Origin of the sequence: Citrobacter sp. Igbk 16 (assembly GCF_028069755.1) — a bacterium.
Classification (GTDB): Bacteria; Pseudomonadota; Gammaproteobacteria; order Enterobacterales; family Enterobacteriaceae; genus Citrobacter.
In genome coordinates, this window is sequence record NZ_JANEWJ010000014.1 from 68682 (window position 1) to 95384 (window position 26703).

Sequence of the window (26703 nt, forward strand, 5' to 3'; positions counted from 1 at the left end):
TATCTGAATGTTAATTTTTTGTTTTGTGAGTGGGTGAATTGTATTATGCGCACCGATATTGGTTAATACCTGAGCGCATAATTGCGTGCTGGAAACTCAAGGATTGATTCATGGACAGATTGACCCCCATCCGCTGTTGGCCTGCCATCATCTCGATTGTTATTACGCTGACCATCTGGTTTGTTATCCCATGTCCAGCAGATGTTACCCCCGAGGCGTGGCATCTGCTGGCGTTATTTATCGGTACTATCGCGGCAATTATTGGTAAAGCCATGCCTATCGGCGCGATTGCGATTGTGGCAATTATGCTGGTAGCCATGACCGGCGTGACGCACCCCGGTAAACCCACCGCGGCGCTGAGCGATGCGTTAAGTGGTTTCTCCAACCAGCTTATCTGGCTGATCGGCATCTCGATTATGTTGTCGCAAAGCCTGTTGAAAACGGGGCTGGGCGCGCGTATCGGCTATGGGTTTATTGCGTTGTTTGGCAAAAGAACGTTGGGTATCGCCTGGGCGCTAACGCTGGCAGAAACGCTGATCGCACCCGTTACACCGAGCAATACCGCGCGCGGCGGCGGTATTATTCACCCGGTGATGCGGGCGATTGCGGAAAGTCTGGGCTCTCAACCCGGTGACAAAGAGAACGGTGCTACAGGTCGTTACCTGGCACTGGTGAACTACAACATTAACCCGATCAGTTCGGCGATGTTTATTACCGCTACCGCGCCAAACCCGCTTATTGTGAGTTTTTTGACCAAAGGGACGGATGGGGTGCTGAATATGACCTGGGGAATGTGGGCGATTGCGGCGCTTCTTCCGGCCGTTGTCTCACTGGTCGTGATGCCTATTGTCATCTGGTGGCTCTATCCGCCCGCTATTACACGCACACCGAATGCGCCAGAGTTTGCCCGGGAAAAACTGGGGGCACTCGGTCCGTTGTCGCTGGCTGAAAAAATCACCCTCGCGGTTTTCGCTTTGCTGCTCTGCCTGTGGGCAGGTGTTCCAGCGATGCTGATGGGCAGTACCTGGGCCGTTAACCCCACCAGCGCGGCGCTGATTGGCTTGTCTGTTCTGTTAGTGACAGGGGTATTGAGTTGGGACGATATCCTTAAATGCCGTGGTGCTTGGGATACGATAGTCTGGTTTGCCGCACTGGTTATGATGGCGGATTTCCTGAGCAAACTGGGTCTGGTGGGGTGGCTGGCGACGAGCGTTGGTAGTGCAATTGACCATCTCGGCGTGCACTGGAGTATCGCCACGCTGCTGCTGATCCTGCTTTATGTCTATTCACACTACTTTTTCGCCAGTACCACTGCACATATCACGGCCATGTTCGCGGCTTTCTTCGCTGCCGGATTAGGCCTCGGTGCTCCACCGGCGCTGCTCGGTCTGATGCTGGGCTTCTCCTCCTCGTTGATGATGTCGCTCACGCACTATGGTACAGGGACTGCGCCAATCATCTTTGGTTCGGGTTACGTTACACTGGCTGAGTGGTGGAAAACGGGACTGGTGATGAGTGTGGTCAACCTGACCATCTGGGGTGTTACGGGGGCCTTCTGGTGGCACTGGCTGGGATACTGGTAAAGCAGATATAAGAAGGGGAGCGATGCTCCCCTTTTAACAACTTAGGCCTGTTTAGCTGCTTCTGCTGCTTTAACGATGACGGCGAAAGCGTCTGCTTTCAGCGATGCACCGCCAACCAGCGCGCCGTCGATGTCCGGCTGAGCGAACAGTTCTGCGGCGTTAGCTGCGTTTACGGAACCGCCGTACTGAATGATCACTTGTTCAGCGATTTTCGCATCAGCTTTAGCAATGTGGTCACGGATGAATTTGTGGACTGCCTGAGCCTGAGCAGGCGTTGCAGATTTACCGGTACCGATAGCCCATACAGGTTCGTAAGCGATAACCACGCCTTCGAATGCTGCTGCGCCCTGAGTTTTCAGCACTGCGTCAATCTGGCGTGCGCAAACTTCTTCAGTTTTACCTGCTTCGTTTTCTGCTTCGGTTTCACCGATGCACAGAACCGGCGTCAGACCCTGCTCTTTCAGCACAGCGAATTTCTTCGCGATCAGCTCGTCAGACTCTTTGTGGTAAGTACGACGCTCAGAATGACCGATAATGATGTACTGCGCGCCGATATCTTTCAGCATTTCAGCGCTTGTTTCACCGGTGAATGCGCCAGACAGGTTCAGGTCAACGTTCTGCGCGCCCAGAATGATGTGGCTACCGGCAGCGGCGTGTTTCGCCAGGTCGATATACATTTCCGGCGGAGCGATTGCTACTGCACAGCCAGCAACGCCAGCCAGTTCTTTACGCAGGTTAGCAACCAGTTCGTTTACCATGTGGCGGCTGCCGTTCAGTTTCCAGTTACCCATCACTAAAGGATGTCGCATTTCATTTCTCCACGCTTGTCAGCGAATTAAGGAATATGGCCGCCCGTCAGGGCAGCATGGTCTGTGAAACAGTATAGAGATTGATCATCCCGAAGGCTTTGCTTTTTGTCATTTATTCGACCCTTCGAGGTTTTCAGATAGTGCCAGCTTAATCGGTTCAACAGCGAAGGTCAGCCCCTTTTCGCCGTTATCTGCAACAACATAGCGAATTGCGCCTTCCGTTTCGGCGTAATAGTGCTTACCTTTGCCGGCAGCGAGCAGTTTTTGCAGCTTTTTCTGACTCTGTTCTTTCGTCAACAACGGCGCGACGGTGCGTATGACGGCGGTCATGTATTCCAGCGCTTTCGCTTTGGCCGCCTTTTGTTCTGGCCCCTGAATCGGCAGCCAGGTTATCTGCATACTTTTGATTTTTAAGGTGCCGCGCTCAAGGGCGGAGGACGCATACAGGTTTTCATTGATTTTACTGGCGGCACGGGTGAGATTTGCCCGATCGCGGCTGCTGTCGATGGCACGGAATTCATTCAGAATAAGCTTCGGATTCTGCGTATTAAAGTTTTCGCGAAACTGGCTAATCGACAGGTCAAAGGTCGGCGCGCCCGCCAGTAAATAGGGGGCCGTGGTTGCCGTCGATGGTTCTTCCGCCAGCGCCGCTGTATTCACGGACATGACTGAAAACAATAATAAAAACAGAGTCAATCCTTGCTTCATCAATCGTACCTTTTATTCTTACTGCTCACGATTAAAACGGTAACCGCCGGGCTTGTCAAAAGGGTAAACTGTTCTGGAAGGTAATAATAAAGGAATCTACATGACCATACAGCAGTGGTTATTCTCATTTAAAGGGCGTCTTGGACGCCGTGATTTCTGGATTTGGATCGGTCTGTGGATTGTCGGGATGCTGGTTTTGTTTTCGCTGGCGAGTAAACAATTGCTCGATATCCAGACGGCGGCATTTTGTCTGGTCTGTTTGCTGTGGCCGACGGCTGCAGTCACAGTAAAACGTCTGCATGATCGGGGGCGCTCCGGCGCGTGGGCGTTCCTGATGATTCTTGCATGGATGCTGCTGGCCGGAAACTGGGCAGTATTGCCCGGTGTCTGGCAATGGGCGGTAGGCCGCTTTGTACCGACGCTGATTCTGGTGGGTATGCTTATCGATCTGGGCGCGTTCGTTGGCACCCAGGACGCAAATAAATACGGTAAGGACACGCAGGACGTAAAATACAGAGCTGACTCGTAGGCCGGATAAGCGTGAGCGCCATCCGGCAAGCCCTTACCAGTAATGTTCAGCGGTCATATGGCCCGGTCGACGGCGCAGATGTTTGGTCATCTGCCGGGTTTCTTTCAGCAGTTGCTGCGTGTCGCGTACCATTTGCGGGTTACCACAGAGCATCACATGACTGGTTGCTGTATCCATGGGTAGCCCCACCGCAGTTTCCAGCGCGCCGCTTTCAATCAACGCCGGAACTCGCCCGGTTAATGAACCTGCGGCGGTTTCACGGCTGACAACCGTCTGGATACGTAATTTACCTTCGTAGCGTTTTTCCAGGTCCTGCATTAACGGCAGATAGCTTAAATCGGCGGCATAGCGGGCGGCATGGACCAGCACCAGATTTTTAAAACGGTCCAGATCTTTGCCCAACTGCAGAATCGATAAATATGGGCCGATAGCGGTGCCGGTTGCCAGCATCCACAGCGTGTCGCAATCGGGGACTTCATCCAGCACGAAGAAACCGGCTGCTTCGCTCACGACCTGTACTTCGTCGCCAGGTTTCAGTGCGGCCAGACGGGGGCTGAGTTTTCCGTCAGGAACCGTCACCAGATAGAACTCTAAATCGGGGTTATCAGGCGCATTCACGTAGGAATAGGCACGCTGGACGCGCTCGCCGTCGATTTCGAGGCCGAGCTTGGTAAATTGGCCTGCCGTGAAGGGAAGAACCGGAGCTCGCACGGTCAAACTAAATAAGGCATCGGTCCAGTTCTGTACCTTAGTGACTTTGCCTGTTACCCAATCTGCCATGGTTTTCTCCTGTCTGCTGTGATTGCCTTATCTTCGTTCGTTGCACGAAAGATTTCCAGCCCAGATGGGCTGGAAGGCTCTATTGATCAAATCAATTACAGGATATGCGTCTGTACATCCGGATCTTTGCGATCGAGGTAGTGGATGGACTGAATACGACGGATCGTACGTGATTTCCCACGGATCAGCAGTGTTTCGGTGGTGGCAATATTACCTTTGCGGCTAATCCCTTCCAGCAGATCGCCTTTGGTGATCCCGGTTGCTGAGAAAATAACGTTGTCGCTGCGGGCCATTTCATCCAGACGCAGCGCTTTACCTGCCTCAATACCCATCGCGGCGCAGCGAGCCAGCTCCTGTTCGCCGATACGACGGTTCTCTTCGCTGTCACCTTTGACGTCATGGCGAGCCAGCAGACGGCCTTGCATGTCGCCATCCAGTGCGCGGATAACGGCGGCAGAGACGACACCTTCTGGTGCGCCACCAATGCCATACAGCACGTCAACTTCACTGTCTGGCATACAGGTCAGAATCGACGCGGCCACGTCGCCATCGGGAATCGCGAATACGCGAACGCCCAGCGCCTGCATTTCGGCGATGGTTTCATCGTGGCGTGGTTTCGCCAGAATGGTGACGGTCAGTTCGCTCAGCGGTTTGTTGAGCGCGCTGGCGACATTACGCAGGTTCGCTTCCAGCGACAGATTCAGGTCGATTGAACCTTTGGCACCAGGGCCGACAATCAGCTTTTCCATGTACATGTCCGGCGCGTTCAGGAAGCAACCCTTGTCGCCGACAGCCAGTACCGCCAGTGCATTCGCCTGGCCCATTGCTGTCATACGTGTACCTTCGATGGGATCGACTGCAATATCAACAGCATCGCCGAGACCGGTTCCGACTTTTTCACCGATAAACAGCATCGGTGCTTCATCGATCTCGCCCTCGCCAATCACGATGGTGCCGTCAATGTTGACCTGGTTGAGCATAATACGCATGGCGTTCACGGCCGCGCCGTCAGCGGTGTTTTTATCGCCGCGACCCAACCATTTATAGCCAGCCAGTGCAGCCGCTTCGGTCACGCGTGAAAATTCAATGGCAAGTTCTCGTCTCATTGCAAACTCGTAGCAGAAAGGAATGGCGCGAAGTGTAGCACAGGGGAGGGGGCGAGATTATTGATGTGTGTGCGGGGTTGCCCCGCACGGAGATATAGCCGGATGGCGACGCTAACGCGTCTTATCCGGCCTACGTCAGTTTCGTATCAGTAGGCCGTACCACCCGGCAATGATGTATTACTCTTCGTGATCTTCCCACGCCAGAGCGCGTTTGACTGCTTTTTTCCAGCCGCTGTAACGGAAGTTACGTTCGGTGGTTTCGATGCCAGGGCGGAACTCACGCTCAATGACCGCTTTTTCCTGCAGCTCATCCAGATTCTGCCAGAAGCCGACAGCCAGACCGGCCAGATATGCCGCACCCAGCGCAGTCACTTCGCGAACTTCCGGGCGCTCAACGCGTGTGCCGAGAATGTCAGACTGGAACTGCATCAGGAAGTTGTTGGCTACCGCACCGCCATCCACGCGCAGCGCGTGCAGACGAATACCGGAGTCCGCCTGCATCGCTTCCAGCACGTCACGCGTCTGATAAGCGATAGACTCAAGCGTAGCACGGATGATGTGGTTGGAGTTTACGCCACGGGTCAGGCCGAAGATGGCGCCACGTGCATACGGGTCCCAGTATGGTGCGCCCAAGCCAGTGAACGCCGGAACAACATATACGCCGTTGGTGTCTTTCACTTTGGTGGCGAAATACTCTGAGTCGAATGCATCGCTGATGAGTTTCATCTCATCACGCAGCCACTGGATGGACGCACCCGCCATGAACACGGCACCTTCCAGCGCGTAGTTCACTTCCCCGGTCGGGCCACAAGCGATAGTGGTCAGCAGCCCATTTTCTGACTTAACGGCTTTCTCGCCGGTATTCATCAGCATGAAGCAGCCAGTACCGTAGGTGTTCTTCGCCATCCCTTCCTTCACGCACAGCTGGCCGAAAAGTGCAGCCTGCTGGTCACCCGCGATACCGGAGATAGGAATACGTGTGCCGCCTTTACCGCCAATGTTGGTCTGGCCATAGACTTCAGAAGAACGGCGAACTTCCGGCAGCATTGCACGCGGAATGTCCAGCGCGTCCAGCATCTTGTCGTCCCAGTCCAGGGAATGGATGTTGAACAGCATGGTACGTGAGGCGTTGGTGTAATCCGTGACGTGTACGCGTCCCTGAGTCATTTTCCAGATAAGCCAGGTGTCTACGGTACCGAACAGCAGCTCGCCGCGACGGGCGCGCTCACGCGAGCCTTCTACGTGGTCGAGGATCCACTTCACTTTGGTACCGGAGAAATACGGGTCAATGACCAGACCGGTGTTGTTACGGATGTACTCTTCCATACCGTCGCGCTTGAGCTTCTCGCAGATATCTGCGGTACGACGACACTGCCACACAATGGCGTTATAGATCGGCTTACCGGTTTCACGTTCCCAGACAATGGTGGTTTCACGCTGGTTGGTAATACCGATCGCTGCAATTTCATCGGAACTGATATCGGCTTTCGCCAGCACTTCTACCAGCGTGGAGCTTTGGGTCGCCCAAATTTCCATTGGGTCGTGTTCTACCCAGCCTGCTTTCGGATAGATTTGCTCGAATTCGCGCTGTGAAACGCTAACGATATTCGCATCGTGGTCCATTACGACCGCGCGGGAGCTGGTGGTGCCCTGGTCGAGCGCAACGATATATTTTTTTTCAGTCATCATTTTTGTCCCGTAGTCACATTACTGCGAAGCTTTTTGTTGAGTGTTGGTCGCAACGTCTTTTTCTTCAATCGCGCAGACATCACACGGTAAATGGCGACCAATCAGTTTGCGATATGCCCATGCGCCCAGAATTGCGCCGGTAATCGGGCCAAACACGGGGACCAGGAAGTAAGGGATATCACGACCACCCGTGAAGGCAATCTCGCCCCATCCTGCCATCCAGGCGAAGAGTTTCGGTCCGAAGTCACGTGCCGGGTTCATCGCAAAACCGGTCAGTGGACCCATGGATGCACCAATAACGGCAATCAGTAAGCCGATCAGCAGCGGTGCCAGTGGACCACGCGGTACACCATTACCATCATCGGTCAGTGCCAGAATCAGCCCCATTAGAATAGCGGTAATGACCATTTCAACCGCGAAGGCCTGCACAAAATTGATATGCGGGTTTGGATAGGTGGAGAAAGTACCTGCCAGATTGAGGCTTTCTACACTACCGCGCACGATATGGTTCGTTTGTTCGAAATCGATGAAAAGATTGTAATAAAGCCCGTAAACCAATGCCGCTGCGCAAAAGGCGCCAGCAATTTGAGAAATAATAAAAGGAACGACTTTGCGTTTGTCAAAACACGCAAACAGCCATAGTGCGATTGTGACTGCTGGATTCAGGTGTGCGCCAGAAACGCCTGCTGTCAGATAGATAGCCATGGCTACCCCCAGACCCCAGATGATACTGATTTCCCACTGACCAAAAGTAGCACCAGCCACTTTGAGTGCAGCGACACAACCCACACCGAAGAAAATCAACAACCCGGTACCGAGGAATTCAGCAATGCACTGGCCTTTCAAGGTTGATGTTTGACTCATAATCGGATCCTGAAGAGTTTAATGTTTATTGTATGCGAGAAGGTCACTGACATCCCCGGAGCCGGTAGGCACACTGTTAATTTATCGTTAACGCTCAAAAACGAGAAATATCGAAATTAAAATGTGTGTACTCCATCAACAAAATGAGCGTTTTCGCGCCATTGAGCGGTATTTGTTATACAAAAATAGTGTGAGCTGAATCATTTCACCGATCATCCTGTTAACACTTAAGAGTTATGACAGTTATGTCACCAGGACAAAGATTAAAAGTGTTGCAAACCGCAATCTGCGCGGGATGCCGCTGGACAGGGATGACGCGGCTTCATACAATCGGTGTTAAGTAGTGTGCGCTCGTTTTTATTAAGGCGTCGCCGGTTATCGGGACGAGGATTTTTATCCATCAACGCCTTGCAATTCAGGAGAGGTATGACGATGTCATTAGAAGTGTTTGAGAAACTGGAAGCAAAAGTACAGCAGGCGATTGATACCATCACGCTGTTGCAGATGGAAATCGAAGAGCTGAAAGAAAAGAATAACTCACTGTCGCAGGAAGTTCAGTCTGCACAGCAGCAGCGTGAAGAACTGGAGCGTGAGAACAACAGCCTGAAAGAACAGCAGAGTGGCTGGCAGGATCGTCTGCATGCCCTGCTGGGTCGTATGGAAGAAGTCTAATTCTGATTTCTTTAAAAAGGCATCCATTATGGATGCCTTTTTACTATGTAGACTTTAGGATATCGTAACTCTCAAATTTCAAAGAATACGATATGACAAAAAGAAGCGATATTATTGATAATTCTGATCGATTGATCACCAGAGATATTAGATATGGCCTTATCTATACAGAGAATCTAGGTTGGCTTGATCTGGGCCACGCTAATCCGGAAGGCGCTGAAAGATTATGGTTTGAAATGATAAAGCCTCGTGGCGGTGATAGTGAATTTTATGAAGTAAATTATCATCAAAGTATGTCCAAAAGCATTCATGGCCTAAATATAAATACTGGTGTTTATCGTAGATTTATGGTGCGACGAGGATTGCAGGATCGAACACTGAAAGGTGTTGCTTTATCGATATTCTTAAGTACGTCACATCGTTTTGAGTCCTTACAGGATTTTTGGCCTTACGTTTATTTAACTGATAGTGGCTATAGTGCTGAAGATTTGGTATCGAATTTGTTTGGTTTTTACCAAGCTGTAAATTATGCAGATTACACTTCTTATCTTCAGATATGTCCGAAAGAAAAGGCTTATCGTATCTGGGACTTTTATGGGCCTGTTGGTGAGTTTAAAAATAAAAGCGTTATTCCGTTATTATTTCCTGACCCAATAGATAAAGATAAGAAACATGAACCTTATTCAGGGGAACTACCTTTATTTATGGATGTAATAGAACCTGTTGCGAATCCAAATTATGTTCGGGAACTCCATATATGAAGTTTCGAAGGTTAGGTGCTATTATTGCGTTTATGTTTTTTTCTGCGCTGCTTTATTGTTATTTCATGGTGAGTGTCTTTACAAAAAAATGCTATACGCAGCATGATTTATTAGTTTATCAGCTGTTAACGCCGAAATTTCTTAAACAGGCGCCAAGGGTATCCAGCGACTGGTTTTTTGTAAGTGATACAGATGAGGGGAGCCAGCTTCAACGCAGTGAAATCGTTTTTACGGGGGTACCTAAGAATGATGTTCTCAGGGCAGAAGAAAGATTAAACGCATACGTTGAATCTTATCCTGCAAGTCGTGAGATGATGAGTGTCGTTGTTGAAGCAAGCGCTGGAAATTATAATGTTAAAGTTATTCACTACGAATCGGATGAATGAAGAAAATAAAAGGCCATCAACTTGCTGATGGCCTTTTTTGCTTACTCGATATCGAGCGGGTCTTCGGAAAGAATTATCCCGGTATTGTCGGCGTACAAGTGGTCGCCGGAAAAGAACGTCACGCCGCCAAAATTGACGCGCACATCGCTTTCCCCAATGCCTTCACCTGCAGCACCAACCGGAATAGCGGCAATCGCCTGAATGCCGATGTCCAGCTCTTCCAGATCGTCTACCTGGCGTACTGAGCCGTAGATGACCAGACCTTCCCATTCATTCTGTACTGCCAGACGAGCCAGTTCGGCATCGACCAGCGCACGACGGACAGAACCGCCACCATCGACCAGCAGAATACGACCACGGCCGTTTTGTTCGAGCAGATCGTACAGCAACCCGTTGTCCTCGAAACATTTTACCGTGATGATTTGTCCGCCAAACGACGACCGTCCTCCAAAGTTAGAGAACAGCGGTTCCACGACGTTGACATCTTCCTGATAGATGTCACAAAGCTCGGATGTATCGTATTTCATAGGCTTAACGTTCAGTTGCTGCGAGAATTTTTAGTATATCGCGCTATGTGTACTGTTGGCAAAATCATCAATTGTTAATTGATATTTGTCAGTTATGCAGACCACTGACTTAAGAAAATTCCAACAACAAACAGCAAGTTAGTCAACAGTGCTGCTTTTACGGTGCGTTCCAGCATTGGGCGCATTGCCGTCGGGTCCATTTCACGCATCACGTAGCGCGCCTGTTTAATCAGCAGCGGTGCGGCGAGGATAAAGAGCCATCCCCATAAACTTTGCAGCGAGAACAGGTTAAACAGCGCCAGACAGACCAGCGTGCCCATCAGCAGGCAGGCATGGTAGCGGCGGGCATTAACCGCACCTAAGCGCACCACCAGCGTGTTTTTGCCATTCTCTCTGTCGCTGTTGATATCGCGCAGGTTGTTAACGTTGAGTACGGCAGTTGCCAGCAGGCCGCAGGCGGTTGCCGGCAGAATTAACGCCGGAATCAGCGTATGCGCCTGCAGGTACCAGCTCCCCATCACGCTGAGCCAGCCGAAGAAGACCAGCACGGAAATATCACCCAGACCGATATACCCGTATGGACGATTACCGACGGTATAGGTGATAGCGGCGATAATCGACAGGCCGCCCAGAATCAGGAAGCCGACAAAATCCGCCAGTGTGTGGCATGCCACCGCTACCAGTGCCAGACCGGACAGGCAGATTAAGACCACAGTGACGATCAGCGCACGCTTCATCTCCTGCTGGGTAATAACGCCTTTTTGCATGCCACGCAGCGGTCCGATGCGGTCGGGCTTGTCGCTGCCTTTAACAGCATCGCCATAGTCGTTAGCGAGATTGGACAGGATTTGCAGTAGCCCTGCGGTAATTAATGCCAGCAGAGCCACCAGCGGATCGAAATATCCTTGCCACCATGCTAATGCCGTACCGACGATGATCGCCGCGAAGGCGAGCGGTAAGGTCTTAGGTCGTAAACTTTCCAGCCAGGCTTGTGAGCGGCTAATTTGTTGTTGTTCAGTCATATTTAGCGCCAATAAAAATGGGGCTTTATCAGCCCCATCAACAGTGATGAAAATGCATTGAACGCGATTATAGGATAAAACGGCTCAGATCTTCATCTGCGACCAGCGCATCCAGATGTTTGCTCACATATTCGGCATCAATTGTGATGCTTTGACCGTTTAAATCGCTCGCATCATAGGAAATATCTTCCATCAGACGCTCGAGAACGGTATGCAGACGACGCGCACCGATGTTTTCGGTGGTTTCGTTAACCTGCCAGGCCGCTTCGGCAATGCGTTTAATACCCGATTCGGTGAAGTTGATGTCCACACCTTCGGTTGCCATCAGCGCTTTGTACTGCACAGTGATAGAGGCATTCGGTTCGGTCAGAATGCGTTCGAAATCGCTGGTGGTCAGTGCTTGCAGCTCCACACGGATCGGCAGACGACCCTGCAGTTCCGGGATCAGGTCAGACGGTTTAGCCACCTGGAATGCGCCGGAGGCGATAAACAGGATGTGATCGGTTTTCACCATACCGTGCTTGGTCGAGACGGTGCAGCCTTCAACCAGCGGCAGCAGGTCGCGCTGCACGCCTTCACGGGAAACATCCGGGCCGGAGGATTCGCCACGCTTACAAATTTTGTCGATTTCGTCGATAAACACGATCCCGTGCTGCTCAACGGCGTCGATAGCTTCCTGTTTCAGCTCTTCCGGATTGACCAGTTTGGCTGCTTCTTCTTCAATCAGCAGCTTCATCGCGTCTTTGATTTTCAGCTTACGCGGTTTTTGTTTCTGGCCGCCCAGGTTCTGGAACATGGACTGTAGCTGGCTGGTCATCTCTTCCATTCCCGGAGGCGCCATAATCTCTACGCCCATCGGTGCGGCAGCGAGATCGATTTCAATCTCTTTATCGTCCAACTGGCCTTCACGCAGTTTTTTACGAAATGCCTGACGCGCAGCAGAAGGTTCCTGAGGCTGCTCTGACTGTCCCCAGTTATTTTTGGCTGGCGGGATCAGTACATCGAGAATACGTTCTTCTGCCATTTCTTCTGCGCGGAAGCGGTTTTTCTCAATCGCCTGAACGCGAACCATTTTGATGGCGGCATCGGTCAGATCGCGGATGATGGAGTCAACTTCTTTACCCACATAGCCGACTTCAGTGAATTTCGTTGCTTCCACTTTGATGAATGGCGCATTGGCCAGTTTTGCCAGACGGCGGGCGATCTCGGTTTTACCGACACCGGTTGGGCCAATCATCAGAATGTTTTTCGGTGTGACTTCATGGCGCAGTTCTTCGTTGAGCTGCATGCGGCGCCAGCGGTTACGCAGTGCAATCGCCACGGAACGCTTCGCGTTATCCTGGCCGATGATGTGCTTGTTCAGTTCGCTGACAATTTCGCGTGGGGTCATTTCAGACATGGGGGATCCTTACGCTTTGGAGTTCAATTCTTCGATGGTATGGAAGTGGTTGGTATAAATGCAGATATCCCCTGCAATATCCAACGCTTTCTCAGCAATTTCGCGTGCGCCAAGCTCGGTGTTTTCCAGCAGAGCGCGTGCTGCAGCCTGGGCGTAGGGACCGCCGGAGCCGATGGCAATCAGATCGTTTTCTGGCTGAATGACGTCACCGTTACCGGTGATGATGAGCGATGCCGTTTCATCTGCAACGGCCAGCAACGCTTCGAGTTTGCGCAGCATACGGTCGGTACGCCAGTCTTTAGCCAGCTCAACGGCGGCCTTAACCAGGTGACCCTGGTGCATTTCCAGTTTGCGTTCAAACAGTTCAAACAGTGTGAATGCATCCGCAGTACCACCCGCAAAGCCCGCAATGACTTTGTCGTTGTACAGACGGCGGACTTTTTTCACGTTGCCTTTCATTACGGTGTTACCCAGTGTGGCCTGACCATCACCGGCGATTACCACATGGCCGTTACGGCGTACGCTTACTATTGTTGTCACGAGCAGACCCCTTGGTTACAAATGCAGAATACAGGCCCCGCACAGGTGTACGGGGCGTAATGCAAGTATAGATGGGGGAGATTTTGGGGGTTTCAACCCCCAGTGGCGAGTCGAATGCAGTTTGTATGGCCGGCAACTTTCAGGCGGCTGATGGTGTTGTCGGCATTTTCCTTGCCTTTCACCGGGCCAATCACCACGCGATTCCAGCCGTTGTTGGTGGTAATGCGGGAGTTGAAGCCCTCAAAGGCCAGTTGAGCACGCACGGTTTCTGCCTGCTCAGCCCCTTTGAATGATCCGCACTGAACCATCCAGCGGCGTTCATCTTTTTTCTCTGCCGTCTGTTTTGGCGGCTGAGTCTCATTCGTTATTGGCGCGGCCGGTTGCGTTTTAGGCTGTGCGGCAGTGGTGTGTGCTGGCGTCTGCAACAGATCCTGGTACGGCTGCTGGGCCGCCGGTTTTGGCTGCGCTTTCGGCTGTTGTACCGGTGCGGCTTGTGCCGTACGCGTTTGTGGCTGCTGGTACGGCTGTTCCGTCGCCCGTGGGCGCGGTTGCTGCGCCTGCTGCTGCGCGTTGTTCCACTGTTGCTGTTGCACCTGACGCTGACGCTGCAGCGTTTGCTGGCGCTGTTCAGGCGTTTGTTCGTTCCACGGTACTTCGTTGAGCTGTGTCGGCTGTTGACGCATATCTGCCTGCATTTGCGCCAGCAACTGGCGCTGCTCATTGGTCAGCTGATCGGCGTTAAGCACTTCGCCGCCTGCAGACGGTTCGGTAGGCGCACGTACGCCAGGCTGACGGCTTTCCAGCTCTTTGATATAGCGCCAGCGTTCTTCCGGTTTAGGCGGGATGCCATTACCGGTGACTTTCTGGCTTTGCAGCGTCTCGGACTCTTCTTTCTTGTGATGCGTAATGAAGTACAGACCACCGATAAAGGTCACGAGTACGGCTGCAGCAATAGCGACCATCGCGGGGGATACCGCTGGCGTACTGCGTTGCTTTTTCCGTGATGTGCTCTTTTTGCGCCGCGAAGGTGCCGGTTGGCCGCGACGTACATAATCTCGTTGTGCCACTATCGTTTCGCTGTATTTATTCGTTCGTCAGCCCGCCATGTTACTTAAGCGACGGGCCTTTGACCAGACAGGGGAGTCCGAAAGCACTTTACTTTACGTCAGTGCCCGGGTAGTGCCCCGAATTATGAGCTCACAGTCCAGTAAACGTGAACCACTGCTGACGTTCTGTCCTTGAAGCTGATCGAGCAGTAACAGCATAGCTTCGCGTCCGATATCGAAACGCGGCTGTGCGACGGTTGTCAGGGGTGGATCACAAAATTCCGTCAGTGAAATATTATCGAAGCCAATGATAGATAAATCATCCGGTACTTTTAAGCCCTGACGTTTGGCGTAAGAGAGCGCGCCAAGCGCCATCACATCGCTGTGACAAAAGACCGCGGTTGGAGGTTGCGGTAGCTCAAGCAGCTGTTTTAACGCGTTAGCGCCCGCTTCATAGGTGAAATCACCGCGCGCGATGAAGTGTGGATCGACGGTAATTCCACTGCGGCGTAGTGCCTGAACATAGCCTTGCAGACGGTAGTGGCACAGCGGCATATCCTCTGGCCCGGCAATACAACCAATGCGCTTATGCCCCAGCTCCAGCAGGTAATTCATCGCGTTAAAAGCAGCAGTGAGGTTATCAATGTGAACGGTAGGCAGTTCCAGCTCTGGCGCAAATTCGTTGGACATGACCATTGGCGGTAAATTGCGCTGTTCTTCCACGCTGGCGTCAAATGGCAGTCGTGAGCTGAGCAGGACCATGCCATCTATCTGCTTGGTAATAATGAGGTTAAGAAAGGTCTTTTCCTGCTGATTCTGGTGCGCGCAATCGCCGATAAGTACCAGGTAACCTTGTTCTGCGGCAGTGACTTCTATGCCACGAATCACTTCGCTAAAAAAGGGATCGCAGATATCCGGCACAATCACCAGAATGGTACGTGATTCATTTCGTTTAACGTTCCGTCCCATCGACTGGGGTAAATATCCCACTTCCAGGGCGGCCTGTTCGACCCGATTACGGGTGGACTGAGAGACTTTGTCTGGGTTCATTAATGCGCGGGATACGGTTGCCGTTGAGACTTTCGCCTTCAGAGCAACATCTTTCATCGTAGCGGCGGCAACCTGCTTATTCGGTTTCACTCTTTCTCCTCGCCAGGGTGCAGCTGGCACAGACCTGTCCCTGGATAACCTTCATCTGAAACATTTTTATCAGATAGTTAATGGAAGCGGTTACAGAATTTTCATAAAAAGTGTGATGGATCTTTAATTTTACGATCCGCCTCGCATCATGAGGGGTTATCCCTCGATGGGATCGACATCCAACACCCATTTCACCTTACGTGCATCGGGTAGCGTATTTATCAACGCCAGCGTTCCGCTGACGATATGCTGTAGGCGAATGCGTGACGGATGTTGCAACAAAATTTGCCAGCGATAGCGACCGCCACGTTTGGGGGCCAGCGCCGGAACCGGGCCGAGTACCCAGAGTTTGTCATCAGCTAATGGGCTGGCCTGAATCAGGTTTCGCAGCTGTTGTAAGAACATCGGCGCATGCTGATTGTTATGATCTTCTGCCCGCACGATCACGTGGCTGGTCCACGGCGGTAACTGTAACGTTTGCCGTTCGGCCAGCGCCTGTTCGGCAAATGCGTCATAACCTTTATACAGCAAGGTTTGCAGTAGCGGATGTTCAGGATGGTGCGTTTGCAGCACCACTTCGCCTTGTTTCCCGGCGCGCCCAGCTCGTCCAGAAACCTGGGTATAAAGTTGGGCGAAACGTTCAGCCGAACGGAAATCGGCAGAGAACAGCGCCCCGTCAACATCCAGCAGTGCAACCAGCGTGACATCCGGAAAATGGTGTCCTTTCGCCAGCATTTGTGTACCGATCAGAATGCGAGCGCCGCCGCGATGGACTTCTGCCAGGTGCTGCTCCAGCGATCCCTTACGGCTGGTGGTGTCGCGATCGATACGCGAAATTGGCACGCCGGGGAAAAAGGGTGCCAGAGCTTGTTCCAGTTGCTCGGTGCCGAGTCCTACCGGCACCATGTGCGTAGAGCCGCAGGAGGGGCACTGGCGCGGTATCGGGCGCTGGCTATCGCAGTGGTGGCAGCGCAGGTGATGCTGCGCCTGATGCAGCGTGTAGTAGTGATCGCAGCGTGGGCATTCGGCAATCCAGCCACAGTCGTGACACAGTAGCGCAGGCGCAAAACCCCGACGATTAAGAAACAAAATTACCTGATTATCTGCTTGCAGATGCTGGCGCATGCGGGTGATCAGCGCCGGAGCCAGTCCGGCCTGCACCTGCTGACCCTTTAAATCCAGCACGTGCTGAGTGGCAGGGCGTGCGTTTCCGGCTCGGCGCGTCAGGCGCAGCATGCGGTATTTGTTCTGCCGCACGTTGCACAACGTTTCCAGCGCGGGGGTGGCTGAACCGAGAATAATCGGGATCTGCTCGCTGTGGGCGCGGTAAACCGCCAGATCGCGGGCATGGTACCGCCAGCCTTCCTGTTGCTTGTAAGAGCTGTCATGCTCTTCGTCGATGACAATGACGCCAAGATTTTTAAACGGCGTAAACAGCGATGAGCGCGTGCCGATGACTATTGCCGCTTCGCCATTTTTTGCTTTCAGCCATGCCGAAAGACGTTCGCTGTCATTTAAACCCGAGTGCAGGACTTCGACCGGGGCATTGAAGCGTTCGCGAAAGCGGGCAATGGTTTGTGGCGTCAGGCCAATCTCCGGCACCATTACCAGTGCCTGTTTGCCCTGGGCGAGAACATTTTCCAACACGCTTAAATAGACTTCTGTTTTACCGGAACCCGTCACACCTGCGAGCAACCAGGCGCTAAAACTGTCCGACGCGCTATGAATGGCCCCAACGGCGGTAGCCTGTTCCGTGTTCAGGCGCAGTCGTTCACCAGAGACGGCGTAGTGGGTACGCCAGTCGCTGAAACCAGGCGTTTCGCTCGCCAGGGAGCACAGGCCTTTTTTACGTAGCGCCTGCAATGCAGCATCGTTAAATTCAAGTTCGGCCACCTGGTCGCGCCAGATTTTTCCCTGCCGAAGCGCAGCCAGCGCCTGTTGCTGCTTTGGAGAGCGCTTCAGACTGTTGAGGTCAATGACCTGGCCTTCTTCGGTGGCGAACCAGTACCACATGGGCGTGTTGGCGGCGGGTCTGCCCTGGCGCAACAGGATCGGCAGGGCATGGAACAGCACATCGCCAATGGGATGATGGTAGTAATCAGCAGCCCACAGCAGTAAACGCCAGACGGAGGTCGAATAGACCGGTTCGCTGTCCAGTACCTCGCGAACGGCTTTCAATTCGTTGAGCGGTAACTCACTTTGCTCGCTGACTGACAGGACTATACCGACGCGCTCCTGTTGCTTGCCAAAGGGCACGCGTACGCGACACCCGGCTTTGGCGCTCATACCTTCCGGCAGGAGATAGTCAAAGGTACGAGGTAGCGGAACGGGTAAGGCAACATGCGCAACGGGCATTGAATCATCCTGACTTGAAATCTGGCGGGTTAGTATACACATTAGTGAAGGGTAGAATGCGGATCAGTTTGCATGAGCAGGTTAATTTCTGTATGATTCGCCGCCTTTGATGCAAATTGATTGCGTCAAATAATGACCATTACCCGAGAATTTCAGGCTGTTGATGCAGTGTGAAAGGTGACGGGGAATAATTAACATCGCGTGGTGTCTGGCGTTAGGGCTGGAAGAGCGACGCGGCCTTAAACCGAGGTTTTCCCATGAAAAAAGATATTCACCCGAAATACGAAGAAATTACTGCAAACTGCTCTTGCGGTAACGTCATGAAAATCCGCTCTACCGTCGGTCACGATCTGAACCTGGACGTGTGCGGTCAGTGCCACCCGTTCTATACTGGCAAGCAGCGTGATGTTGCTACCGGTGGCCGTGTTGATCGCTTCAACAAGCGTTTCAACATCCCGGGCAGCAAATAAGTTCCTGCTGTCAGAAAAAAGCGCCTTATGGCGCTTTTTTTGTATCTGTACTTGATAATAAAATTTATATTGATGTATTGAATAATATTTCATATTTAATAAATGAAACAGTGTTTTTATTTTTTATGATAAAATATTCCTACTGGTGATCTTCGTCATTTTTATCTTCCGTTCTTTGCCACTCATGACAATTCCTGGCAAAATTTCAAAGGTTTATCCCCTCTTTCTAAAATACACTTTCGCAGAAATATAAAATTATCCTTACGTCTCTATTACTTTCCTGTTCACATTCAGGAATGTGATGGTGAATTTTATTTATTTAGTGTGAAAAGGGATTGTCATGAAATTTAAATCTACCTTGTTACTTATTCCATTACTATCTGCGGCCGCGCAGGCGGGTTATGTCGATTATCGTCATGAATATTATGATGACGGGCGAAATTACGATCGTGTTTATATGTCGCATCGTTTTGCTACAGGTTTTGGTGTGGCGGTAGAGGCCATTTCACGTTCTGAAGATACGCAATCGAATGATGCTTGGAATAATATGGAAAGTAACGGTAACGAGTATACGGCAAGTTACCAGTTTACCTGGCAGGACCTTATCTGGCAGCCGGGTATTGCGGTTGAAACGGGCGATAACATCACGATCTATAAGCCTTATATTCGTGTGCAATATAATATCAATGACAGCTGGTGGACGGCATTCCGCTATCGTCAGGAGTATATGCGCAGAAACGCCGATGGTAAAGATGACCGTATGGTTTACCGTCCGGAAGCGTGGCTTGGCTATAACGTCAATAACTGGATGTTTGAGCTAAACGGCATTTATAAAATTGCTGACAGCGAAGATTTATACAACAACAGAAAAGACGATTATGAATATAACTTCCGTGTTGCTTATAAAATAGATTCCTGGGTTCCATTTATTGAGATTGGTAATGTCTCCTCGGGTTATGACACCACCACGACTGACGATCGTCAGACACGCTATCGTGTCGGTCTCGGTTATAACTTTTGATTGTTAATACTCTGCGTATTGGTTTATTACGTTGAGCACCAGGATATACGCATAGTTTGCGTGAATAATATGTCTAAGGAGTTGACATCATGTCTAATGATGGAACGGTGAGTGGAAGCAATCAAAGTATTGTCGTCAGACCTTTCGGATTCAGAGATAAGATTGGTTATTTGTGTGGTGACCTGGGAACCTGTTTTATTCTTGGTCTGGTAAATAGTTTTTTAATGATTTATTACACGAACGTCCTCGGCATTTCTGGTGTCATTGTCGGCTCGCTCTATTTTGTGACCAAACTCTTTGATGCGTTTGTCGATGTTGGCGTAGGTCGCTTATGCGATACGTCTAAACTGACGGCACATGGACGTTTCAACCCCTGGGTGCGTCGCATGAAGTATCCATTCTGTATCGTTGCGGTGGTCCTGTTTCTGCCGTTTGTGAATGATTTTTCTTATACGGCGAAAATTATCTATATCTGCTGCTCCTATTTTGTTTACGGTTCACTGTTATCGACAGTCAGCATTCCGTATGGCGCCATGTCTGCGGCGATTAGCTCGAATCCGGAAGACCGAGTGTCACTGTCAACCTGGCGAAGCGTGGGTTCCGCCATCGGCGGCGGCGCAACCGGCTTTTTTATCCCGATTCTGATGTACACCACCCTGGTGGACGGAAGCCAGGTGATTTCCGGGCAACACTTCTTCTGGATTGCTATTGGTTGTGCCGTACTGGGCTTTATCTTTTTAACGTTGACCTGTCAGTTAACAACAGAACGTGTGCGCGTGGAGAGAAAAGAGAGCATGCCCGTATCGGTGCTGCTGAAGGGATTGTTACGCAATAAAGCACTGATCGTTTTAGTTGTGGTGGATCTGCTGATTGTGATTAACCAGGGGTTGTCAGGTACCAACATGACTTACCTGTTTAATGACTACTTCCACAACAAAGAGGCCATGTCCGTGGCGTTGCTGTTTACCTTCGGCTCTCTGGTTTTGCTGGCTCCCTCGGCATCCTGGCTGACGAAGCGGTTTGGTAAAAAAGAGGCCAGCGTCGGCGCATTGCTCTTTGCGGTGGCGATGTATCTGATTATGTACTTCATCCATATTACGGACGCGAAAGTCTATTTGGTTTTCCTGTTCCTGGCGACGCTGGGGGCAGGGTTATTCAACCTGATGATTTGGGCGTTTATGACCGATGTTTGTGATTATCATCAGTATGTCACCGGCGATCGTGAGGATGGTACGGTTTACGGCGTGAACTTCTTTGCCCGCAAGGTGGGTCAGGCGTGCGCAGGGGCGATTGGTGGCTTTATGCTGGCCATCATTGGTTATCAATCTTCGTCAACGGGCGGCGCTGTGCAAACCAGCATCGTGCAGGAAAATATTTATACGATGGCAAATCTCTTGCCGGCCTTATGTCTGTTTTTGGCGGCAGTCATACTGATTTATCTCTATCCATTGAACCGCAAAGAAACGCTCAAAATGGAAGAAACATTGAATAAAATCAATGGTATTAGAAAATAATGTTGTGAGAAACGGCGGGGTTATCCCGCCTTTTCTCATTTTTCTAACCGTCAGCCGATCAGTACTCCCACGTTTCCGGGTCGATCCCCAGTTCACGCATGATGATCTTCGCTTCTTCCGGGATTTCATCACTGCGCTCTTTACGCAGATCCTCGTCGTTTGGCAACGGTTGCCCGGTAAAGGCGTGCAGAAACGCTTCACACAGCAACTCGCTGTTGGTGGCGTGGCGCAGGTTATTCACCTGACGACGCGTGCGTTCATCGGTAAGGATTTTTAACACCTTCAGAGGAATGGAAACCGTAATTTTTTTGACTTGCTCACTCTTCTTACCGTGCTCAGCGTATGGGCTGATATATTCGCCGCTCCATTCAGCCATGAGATACTTAATCCTCTTCGTCATTAATATTGAGGCCAGAACCTGAGCCCGGACCATAATTGCGCGTAGTTTATCGTAGTGGCGCGGCCCTGACACGAAGTTAGCCGACGCAAATGTACGCTAATGCATATAATTTTAACGGCTATTTCCTGTTTGCTCAATCTATACGCAAAGAAGTTTAGATGTCCAGATGTATTGACGGCTATTGTAACAATGATTACTCTGGTGTCTGACTTTTCACCGACTCAGCCAGGATCTCCTCAATATGACGCGTAAACAGGCCACCATTGCAGTGCGTAGCGGATTAAATGACGACGAGCAGTACGGTTGCGTTGTCCCACCGATTCACCTCTCCAGTACCTATAATTTCACCGGTTTTAATGAGCCGCGCGCTCATGACTATTCACGCCGTGGCAACCCGACGCGTGATGTGGTTCAGCGTGCGCTGGCGGAGCTGGAAGGTGGCGCTGGTGCAGTGCTGACCAATACCGGCATGTCGGCGATTCATCTGGTGACGACGGTGTTCCTGAAGCCTGGCGATCTGCTGGTCGCACCGCACGACTGTTACGGTGGTAGCTATCGCCTGTTTGACAGTCTGGCAAAACGTGGCTGCTATCGCGTGCTGTTTGTCGATCAGGGTGATGAGCAGGCGCTGAAAGCGGCGTTGGCGGAAAAACCAAAGCTGGTACTGATCGAAAGTCCAAGCAATCCGTTGCTGCGTGTGGTGGATATTGCAAAAATCTGCCAACTGGCGCGTGAGGCGGGTGCGGTGAGCGTTGTCGACAACACTTTTTTAAGCCCTGCACTGCAAAATCCACTGGCATTGGGCGCCGATCTGGTGTTGCATTCATGCACGAAATATTTAAACGGTCACTCGGATGTGGTGGCTGGCGTGGTGATAGCGAAAGATCCGGAGACAGTCACTGAGCTGGCATGGTGGGCGAATAATATTGGTGTAACCGGCGGCGCATTTGATAGCTATCTGCTGTTGCGTGGCCTGCGTACTCTGTCGCCGCGTATGGAAGTGGCACAACGTAACGCTCAGGCTATTGTGGACTACCTGCAAACCCAGCCGTTGGTGAAGAAACTGTATCATCCGTCACTGCCGGATAATCAGGGGCATGAGATTGCCGCGCGTCAACAAAAAGGGTTTGGCGCGATGTTGAGTTTTGAACTGGATGGCGACGAGCAAACATTGCGTCGCTTCCTGAGCGGGTTGTCATTGTTTACGTTGGCGGAATCATTAGGGGGCGTTGAAAGTCTGATCTCCCACGCCGCGACCATGACACACGCGGGTATGGCGCCAGAAGCGCGTGCTGCTGCCGGAATTTCTGAAACGCTACTGCGTATCTCCACCGGTATTGAAGATGGCGAAGATTTAATTGCCGACCTGGAAAATGGCTTCCGGGCTGCAAACAAGGGGTAAACATGAGTGTGATTGCGCAGGCAGGGGCGAAGGGTCGTCAACTGCACAAATTTGGTGGTAGTAGTCTGGCAGACGTGAAATGTTATTTGCGTGTCGCAGGTATTATGGCGGAGTACTCGCAGCCTGACGACATGATGGTTGTTTCCGCCGCGGGCAGTACCACTAACCAGTTGATTAGCTGGCTTAAGTTAAGCCAGACCGATCGTCTTTCTGCGCATCAGGTTCAGCAGGCGTTACGCCGTTATCAAAGTGAGCTGATTAGTGGCCTGTTACCACCAGACGTGGCTGATGGGCTAATCGGTGCGTTTATTCACGACCTGGAGCGTCTGGCGGCATTGCTCGACAGTGGTGTGAATGAAGCCGTCTATGCCGAAGTGGTGGGGCATGGTGAAGTGTGGTCGGCGCGTTTGATGTCTGCTGTCCTTAACCAGCAGGGACTGGAATCGACCTGGCTGGATGCGCGTGAGTTTTTACGTGCTGAACGCGGTGCCCAGCCGCAGGTGGATGAAGGTCTGTCTTATCCGTTGCTGCAACAACTGCTGGCTCAACATCCTGGCAAGCGCCTGGTGGTTACTGGGTTTATCAGCCGTAGCAATGCGGGTGAAACGGTGCTGCTGGGGCGTAACGGCTCTGACTATTCAGCTACGCAGGTGGGTGCGTTGGCAGGCGTTTCCCGCGTGACTATCTGGAGCGATGTCGCTGGGGTTTATAGTGCGGACCCGCGTAAAGTCAAAGATGCCTGCCTGCTGCCGCTGCTGCGTCTTGATGAAGCCAGCGAGCTGGCGCGTCTTGCGGCTCCGGTTTTGCATGCCCGCACCTTACAGCCGGTTTCGGGTAGCGATATCGACCTCCAGCTGCGCTGCAGTTACACGCCGGATCAGGGGTCAACGCGGATTGAGCGTGTACTGGCTTCTGGTACCGGGGCGCGCATTGTGACCAGCCATGACGACGTCTGTCTGATTGAGTTTCAGGTTCCCACCGGCCAGGACTTTAAGCTGGCTTACAAAGATATCGACCAGATTTTAAAACGCACGCAGGTGCGTCCGCTGGCGGTTGGCGTGCATCCGGACCGTCAGCTGCTGCAATTTTGCTATACCTCCGAAGTGGCTGATGGCGCACTGAATATTCTTGATGAAGCCGGTTTGCCGGGCGAGCTGCGTCTGCGCCAGGGGCTGGCGCTGGTGGCGATGGTTGGGGCTGGCGTAACGCGCAATCCACTGCATTGCCACCGTTTCTGGCAGCAGTTAAAAGGCCAGCCAGTCGAGTTTACCTGGCAGTCGGAAGAGGGGATCAGTCTGGTTGCGGTACTGCGTACCGGCCCGACCGAAAGCCTGATTCAGGGCCTGCATCAGTCTATTTTCCGTGCAGAAAAACGTATCGGTCTGGTGCTGTTCGGTAAAGGGAATATTGGTTCACGCTGGCTGGAACTGTTCGCCCGCGAACAAACAACGCTTTCCGCACGTACCGGGTTTGAATTCGTGCTGGCAGGCGTGGTGGATAGCCGCCGTAGCCTGCTGAACTATGAAGGACTGGATGCCAGCCGTGCTCTGGCCTTCTTCGACGACGAAGCGGTAGAGCAGGATGAAGAGGCGCTATTCCTGTGGATGCGCGCCCACCCGTATGATGATTTAGTGGTGCTGGATGTGACGGCCAGTGAACAATTGGCCGATCAGTATCTGGACTTCGCCAGCCATGGTTTCCATGTCATTAGCGCCAATAAACTGGCGGGGGCGAGTACCAGTGATAAGTATCGCCAAATTCATGATGCGTTCGAAAAAACCGGCCGTCACTGGCTGTATAACGCCACCGTGGGCGCAGGTTTGCCGATCAACCATACTGTGCGCGATCTGATTGATAGCGGTGATACGATTTTGTCGATCAGCGGGATCTTCTCCGGCACGTTATCCTGGCTGTTTCTGCAATTTGATGGCACGGTCCCGTTCACCGATCTGGTGGATCAGGCCTGGCAGCAAGGGTTAACTGAACCGGACCCGCGCGTCGATCTTTCTGGCAAAGATGTGATGCGTAAGCTGGTGATCCTGGCGCGTGAAGCAGGTTACGATATTGAGCCGGACCAGGTTCGCGTTGAGTCGCTGGTGCCTGCGCACTGTGAAGAAGGCTCCATTGACCATTTCTTTGAAAATGGCGATGAGTTGAACGAACAGATGGTGCAACGTCTGGAAGCTGCACGTGAAATGGGGCTGGTGTTGCGCTACGTGGCGCGTTTTGACGCCAATGGTAAAGCGCGTGTGGGTGTTGAAGCGGTCCGTGCTGAACACCCGCTGGCAGCGCTGTTGCCGTGCGATAATGTGTTCGCCATTGAAAGCCGCTGGTATCGCGATAACCCGCTGGTGATCCGCGGGCCGGGCGCAGGTCGTGATGTGACCGCCGGTGCGATTCAGTCGGATATTAATCGTCTGGCGCAGCTGCTGTAGTTTTTGTTGGCGGATGTTCCGGCCTACGGTTCGTGCGTAACGTAGGCCGGATAAGATGCGTTAGCGTCGCATCCGGCAGTGTTATTGAGAGGCAAACACCTCTTTCGCGGCGAACAAGCCGTTGAGTGCCGCGGGGAAGCCAGCATATACGGCCATCTGCATAATCACTTCCACGATCTCATCCTGCGTTAAGCCCACGTGTAATGCCGCGCCAATATGCACCTTCAATTGCGGGGCGGCATTGCCCAGCGCCGTTAACGCCGCGACGGTAGCAATCTCTCTACTGCGTAAATCCAATCCCGGTCTTGAATAGATGTCGCCAAAAGGAAATTCAATCAGGTAGCGGGCGAAGTCTGGCGCAATATCTTGCAGACTTTCGACGACCGCATCGCCCCCTTTACCATCTACTTTTTGCAGCATCAACTGACCGGTAATAAAGCGTTCTGAATTCATTATCTCTTCCTCGTGAGTGCGGTGTATGCCATGAGGATAGAGCGGGCAGAATGATTGGGATAATACCGTTTCCGTGATACTTTTTTGGTATGACAATATCGCCCCTGCACTCTCTGGATATCCGTCTGCTGCGCTACTTCACCGTGGTGGCCGAAGAGAACAACATGAGCCGTGCGGCGCAACGTCTTTTTATGTCGCAGCCGCCGCTAAGCCGTCATATTCGCCAGCTTGAAGAACGCCTGGGGGTGACGCTTTTTGTCCGCCATACCCGTGGGCTGACGTTGACGGAGGAGGGTCAGCACGTATTAGAAATGGTGCGTCCACTGCTGGCGCTACAGGACAAGACCTATCTTGCATTGAGCCAGCTAGCGCAGAGGGAGGTGCAACCTCTGCGTTTAGGATTAAGCACGGCGTTTGAACAGGGTGTTTTTGTGGCGCTTGAATCAACGCTAAATGCTCGTGTAAAAATGCTGCGTGTCATGCGTCACGGCTCACCTGAACTTGTTCGTCAGGTAAGGCGAGGCAAACTGGATGCGGCGCTGGTGGCTTTGCCTATTGAGGCACCTGGGCTTACCGTCACCCCTTTAGCCTGGCAAGAGCCGATAATTGCTGCATTACCCTCCTTTTGGTCAGAGGCTTGTACGGCCTCTCTTTCCTTATCGGCACTCAACCACCGACCGCTGTTCTGGTTCCAGCGGGAACGTAACCCGGCTTTCTTTGACTATACCCGGCAGATTTTCCATCGTGCTGGTTACTCTCCTTCCTGTCTTGAAGAACCCCTGGAGCATGATGTGCTGCTTGCACGGATTGCCCAGGGCGATGGTTTAAGTTTGCTCCCGGCTTCATTTGCCGCTATCCAGCGCCAGGGCGTGGTATTCCATCCACTGAGCAATGCTGAGCTGTGTATCCGTGCCGGGTTAGTGATGTTGCCTGAGAATGAGAGCCGGTTGCAGTGGGTGCAAGAACTCATGATGCAATCCCTCATCATTTCAGGCTGATGTGAATTTTTTTCACGTTGGCTGAGTATTCCTCACCTTTAATCGATGATTTTTGTGTTGACGCCAGCGTGCTTTTCCGTCATTTTTACATCTA

General features: G+C 52.0%; 26 protein-coding genes. 11 read left to right on the forward strand and 15 right to left on the reverse strand.

The window, feature by feature from the left end; all coding sequences use genetic code 11:
* Positions 1-110: 110 nt before the first annotated feature.
* Positions 111-1583, forward strand: coding sequence for a DASS family sodium-coupled anion symporter (locus tag NNO03_RS11495; protein WP_061066967.1), 1473 nt, complete (start codon positions 111-113; stop codon positions 1581-1583).
* Positions 1584-1624: 41 nt separating this feature from the next.
* Here the strand turns inward: NNO03_RS11495 and tpiA are convergent, their stop codons facing one another.
* Together tpiA and NNO03_RS11505 are read right to left on the reverse strand one after the other, a co-directional pair.
* Positions 1625-2392, reverse strand: a complete 768-nt coding sequence (gene tpiA / locus NNO03_RS11500) for a triose-phosphate isomerase (protein WP_003028783.1) — start codon at positions 2390-2392, stop codon at positions 1625-1627.
* A gap of 108 nt (positions 2393-2500) precedes the next feature.
* Positions 2501-3100: a YiiQ family protein gene (locus NNO03_RS11505; protein WP_271449574.1), complete on the reverse strand. Its 600-nt coding sequence runs from the start codon at positions 3098-3100 to the stop codon at positions 2501-2503.
* A 100-nt stretch (positions 3101-3200) separates the two neighbouring features.
* Between NNO03_RS11505 and NNO03_RS11510 the strand changes: the two genes are divergently transcribed.
* Positions 3201-3629, forward strand: a complete 429-nt coding sequence (locus NNO03_RS11510) for a DUF805 domain-containing protein (RefSeq protein WP_005121733.1) — start codon at positions 3201-3203, stop codon at positions 3627-3629.
* Positions 3630-3662: 33 nt separating this feature from the next.
* Here NNO03_RS11510 and fpr read toward each other — a convergent pair whose 3' ends face one another.
* The 4 genes from fpr to NNO03_RS11530 form a co-directional block, all read right to left on the reverse strand.
* Positions 3663-4409 carry a ferredoxin--NADP(+) reductase gene (gene fpr / locus NNO03_RS11515; RefSeq protein ID WP_271449575.1) on the reverse strand — a complete coding sequence of 249 codons (747 nt, stop codon included), beginning with the start codon at positions 4407-4409 and terminating at the stop codon, positions 3663-3665.
* A gap of 95 nt (positions 4410-4504) precedes the next feature.
* Positions 4505-5515, reverse strand: coding sequence for a class II fructose-bisphosphatase (gene glpX / locus NNO03_RS11520; protein ID WP_137381459.1), 1011 nt, complete (start codon positions 5513-5515; stop codon positions 4505-4507).
* Between the two features lie 177 nt (positions 5516-5692).
* Positions 5693-7201, reverse strand: a complete 1509-nt coding sequence (gene glpK / locus NNO03_RS11525) for a glycerol kinase GlpK (protein WP_271441490.1) — start codon at positions 7199-7201, stop codon at positions 5693-5695.
* 21 nt (positions 7202-7222) lie between these two features.
* Entirely contained in the window at positions 7223-8068 is an 846-nt protein-coding gene (locus NNO03_RS11530) for an MIP/aquaporin family protein (protein WP_137381460.1), read from the reverse strand.
* Positions 8069-8494: 426 nt separating this feature from the next.
* On the opposite strand from NNO03_RS11530, the gene zapB reads away from it, so the two are divergent.
* The 3 genes from zapB (at position 8495) to NNO03_RS11545 (ending at position 9887) form a co-directional block, all read left to right on the forward strand.
* Positions 8495-8740 (forward strand): septal ring assembly protein ZapB, encoded by a 246-nt coding sequence (zapB, locus tag NNO03_RS11535; RefSeq protein WP_115259761.1) that lies wholly within the window; start codon positions 8495-8497, stop codon positions 8738-8740.
* A 92-nt stretch (positions 8741-8832) separates the two neighbouring features.
* Positions 8833-9501 (forward strand): hypothetical protein, encoded by a 669-nt coding sequence (locus tag NNO03_RS11540; protein ID WP_271449576.1) that lies wholly within the window; start codon positions 8833-8835, stop codon positions 9499-9501.
* Positions 9498-9887, forward strand: a complete 390-nt coding sequence (locus NNO03_RS11545; protein WP_271449577.1) for a hypothetical protein — start codon at positions 9498-9500, stop codon at positions 9885-9887. Before NNO03_RS11540 ends, NNO03_RS11545 begins: the two co-directional genes overlap by 4 nt.
* 41 nt (positions 9888-9928) lie before the next feature.
* Here the strand turns inward: NNO03_RS11545 and rraA are convergent, their stop codons facing one another.
* From rraA to priA, 7 genes are all read right to left on the reverse strand, one after another.
* Positions 9929-10414 carry a ribonuclease E activity regulator RraA gene (gene rraA / locus NNO03_RS11550; RefSeq protein WP_003028798.1) on the reverse strand — a complete coding sequence of 162 codons (486 nt, stop codon included), beginning with the start codon at positions 10412-10414 and terminating at the stop codon, positions 9929-9931.
* Positions 10415-10506: 92 nt separating this feature from the next.
* Positions 10507-11436 (reverse strand): 1,4-dihydroxy-2-naphthoate polyprenyltransferase, encoded by a 930-nt coding sequence (gene menA, locus NNO03_RS11555; RefSeq protein WP_271442755.1) that lies wholly within the window; start codon positions 11434-11436, stop codon positions 10507-10509.
* A 67-nt stretch (positions 11437-11503) separates the two neighbouring features.
* On the reverse strand, positions 11504-12835 hold the full coding sequence (gene hslU, locus NNO03_RS11560; RefSeq protein ID WP_003028803.1) for an HslU--HslV peptidase ATPase subunit: 1332 nt from the start codon (positions 12833-12835) through the stop codon (positions 11504-11506).
* Positions 12836-12844: 9 nt separating this feature from the next.
* Complete coding sequence (gene hslV, locus NNO03_RS11565) at positions 12845-13375, reverse strand: ATP-dependent protease subunit HslV (RefSeq protein ID WP_003028805.1); 531 nt, start codon at positions 13373-13375, stop codon at positions 12845-12847.
* A gap of 92 nt (positions 13376-13467) precedes the next feature.
* The gene (ftsN, locus tag NNO03_RS11570) at positions 13468-14442 is read right to left on the reverse strand and encodes a cell division protein FtsN (RefSeq protein ID WP_271449578.1); all 975 of its coding nucleotides are present in this window, start codon (positions 14440-14442) and stop codon (positions 13468-13470) included.
* Positions 14443-14535: 93 nt separating this feature from the next.
* A complete protein-coding gene (cytR, locus tag NNO03_RS11575) occupies positions 14536-15561 on the reverse strand; it encodes a DNA-binding transcriptional regulator CytR (protein ID WP_137381466.1) in 1026 nt (341 codons plus the stop codon).
* 156 nt (positions 15562-15717) lie between these two features.
* A complete protein-coding gene (priA, locus tag NNO03_RS11580; protein WP_271442753.1) occupies positions 15718-17916 on the reverse strand; it encodes a primosomal protein N' in 2199 nt (732 codons plus the stop codon).
* A gap of 257 nt (positions 17917-18173) precedes the next feature.
* Here priA and rpmE point away from each other — a divergent pair, with 257 nt between their 5' ends.
* From rpmE to NNO03_RS11595, 3 genes are all read left to right on the forward strand, one after another.
* Entirely contained in the window at positions 18174-18386 is a 213-nt protein-coding gene (gene rpmE, locus NNO03_RS11585) for a 50S ribosomal protein L31 (protein ID WP_094761941.1), read from the forward strand.
* Between the two features lie 340 nt (positions 18387-18726).
* On the forward strand, positions 18727-19407 hold the full coding sequence (locus NNO03_RS11590) for an oligogalacturonate-specific porin KdgM family protein (protein WP_271442178.1): 681 nt from the start codon (positions 18727-18729) through the stop codon (positions 19405-19407).
* A gap of 89 nt (positions 19408-19496) precedes the next feature.
* The gene (locus NNO03_RS11595) at positions 19497-20921 is read left to right on the forward strand and encodes an MFS transporter (RefSeq protein WP_271442179.1); all 1425 of its coding nucleotides are present in this window, start codon (positions 19497-19499) and stop codon (positions 20919-20921) included.
* A gap of 58 nt (positions 20922-20979) precedes the next feature.
* Here NNO03_RS11595 and metJ read toward each other — a convergent pair whose 3' ends face one another.
* The gene (metJ, locus tag NNO03_RS11600) at positions 20980-21297 is read right to left on the reverse strand and encodes a met regulon transcriptional regulator MetJ (RefSeq protein WP_048213988.1); all 318 of its coding nucleotides are present in this window, start codon (positions 21295-21297) and stop codon (positions 20980-20982) included.
* Positions 21298-21562: 265 nt separating this feature from the next.
* On the opposite strand from metJ, the gene metB reads away from it, so the two are divergent.
* On the forward strand, positions 21563-22723 hold the full coding sequence (gene metB, locus NNO03_RS11605; protein WP_137381470.1) for a cystathionine gamma-synthase: 1161 nt from the start codon (positions 21563-21565) through the stop codon (positions 22721-22723).
* Between the two features lie 2 nt (positions 22724-22725).
* A complete protein-coding gene (gene metL, locus NNO03_RS11610) occupies positions 22726-25158 on the forward strand; it encodes a bifunctional aspartate kinase/homoserine dehydrogenase II (RefSeq protein WP_271449579.1) in 2433 nt (810 codons plus the stop codon).
* A gap of 81 nt (positions 25159-25239) precedes the next feature.
* On the opposite strand, the gene NNO03_RS11615 is transcribed toward metL, so the two are convergent.
* Entirely contained in the window at positions 25240-25611 is a 372-nt protein-coding gene (locus NNO03_RS11615) for a carboxymuconolactone decarboxylase family protein (RefSeq protein ID WP_271449580.1), read from the reverse strand.
* A gap of 89 nt (positions 25612-25700) precedes the next feature.
* On the opposite strand from NNO03_RS11615, the gene NNO03_RS11620 reads away from it, so the two are divergent.
* Positions 25701-26609: a LysR family transcriptional regulator gene (locus NNO03_RS11620; protein WP_271449581.1), complete on the forward strand. Its 909-nt coding sequence runs from the start codon at positions 25701-25703 to the stop codon at positions 26607-26609.
* The last annotated feature ends 94 nt before the right edge of the window (positions 26610-26703 follow it).